Source organism: Oleiphilus sp. HI0123 (genome assembly GCF_001635315.1).
In genome coordinates, this window is record NZ_LWGE01001593.1 from 1 (window position 1) to 1,431 (window position 1,431).

2 protein-coding genes are annotated in these 1,431 nt (G+C 47.9%); both read right to left on the reverse strand.

The window, feature by feature from the left end; genetic code table 11:
- Positions 1 to 486 (reverse strand): tetraacyldisaccharide 4'-kinase (gene lpxK, locus A3761_RS21380; protein WP_068750836.1); only part of this gene is annotated, 486 nt, incomplete at its 3' end.
- A partial coding sequence (locus A3761_RS21385; protein WP_156492017.1) for an ATP-binding cassette domain-containing protein occupies positions 479 to 1,431 on the reverse strand: 953 nt, incomplete at its 5' end. The genes lpxK and A3761_RS21385, both read right to left, overlap by 8 nt.

The window sequence follows — 1,431 nt, forward strand, 5'->3', positions numbered from 1 at the left end:
TTGCAAGCCATCATCACTTATAACAACATTACAACCTTGAGCTTCCAGTGCCTGAACTGAGAGCTTTCTATTAGGACTAACAAATACCGGACAATCAAGCGCTTGCTTTAGCATGAGTGGCTCATCACCCACCTCTTCAGGCAAGCTATCGGCTAACACTTCTCGACACTCTGTAGATGGAATTGATGCACCGTACCCTCTGCTGACGATACCAGGCTGATAGCCTCTTTCCTGAAGCGCTTGCACCAAGTATGCAACCAATGGTGACTTTCCAGTCCCGCCGAGCGTAATATTGCCAACCACTATAATGGGTAAACTGGAACGATATGAGGTCTTAAAACCTAAGCGGTATAGCCATGCCCGTATGACCAAAATAAGCATATAGATAAGTGACAGTGGTGCCAGCAGGTATAGCCAAGCAGCACCTTGGTACCAAGCATCGGTTATGCTCGTTGAAGCAGCACGTTGCTGATCCTGACTAGGCATCGTCCGCCAGGTTCATATTGTAAAGTTTGGCGTACTCACCATTTGCAGCCAGAAGTGATTGATGTGTTCCCTGCTCGATTACACGACCTTGGTCCATCACTACAATTTTATCTGCATTTTCTACAGTCGATAGGCGATGCGCGATCACAATTGTTGTACGTCCCTCCATCAATACCTCCAACTCACCTTGAATAGCTTTTTCTGACTCTGTATCCAGGGCTGAGGTCGCCTCATCGAGAATCAACACTGGCGCATCTTTCAGCAAGGCTCGTGCAATAGCGATACGTTGACGCTGCCCACCGGACAACGAGACACCGTTATCGCCAAGCTCTGTATCAAAGCCCAGGTCTTTATCCTCAATAAACGCTAATGCATTAGACTTTCTCGCAGCCTCTTGTACATCCTCGATCGAAGCACCTTCCAAGCCTCCATAGGCAATATTCTTGGTAAAGGTATCGTTGAACAAGGTCACCTGCTGAGTAACCAATGAAATCTGATCTCTAAGAGAACGCAAGGTATAGTCTTCGACTGGCACACCGTCTAAGGTAATGCTGCCAGATTGGGCTTCGTAAAAGCGTGGAATCAGGTTCGCCAGTGTCGACTTACCACTACCGGAGCGGCCGACCAAAGCAACGGTTTCACCAGGCTTGATCGATAAATCAATATTCTTCAGGATCGCTTTATTACTTCCTTCGTAAGCGAAGTTAAGATCACTAATCTCAATCGCACCTTGTACTCTGGCACTTTCGAAGCTTCCTTGATCTTTCTCAGGTTCGGCATCAATCACTGCAAACAAGTCCTTAGCGGCAGCCAAGCCTCGCTGAATCTTTTCATTTACCTGAGTTAACTGACGAATAGGTTTTGCCATGGTCGCTGCCGCGGCAATGATCACCACGAAGCTCCCGGCAGTCATATCGCCACGGACATCTGGAGCGAGCGCTAACC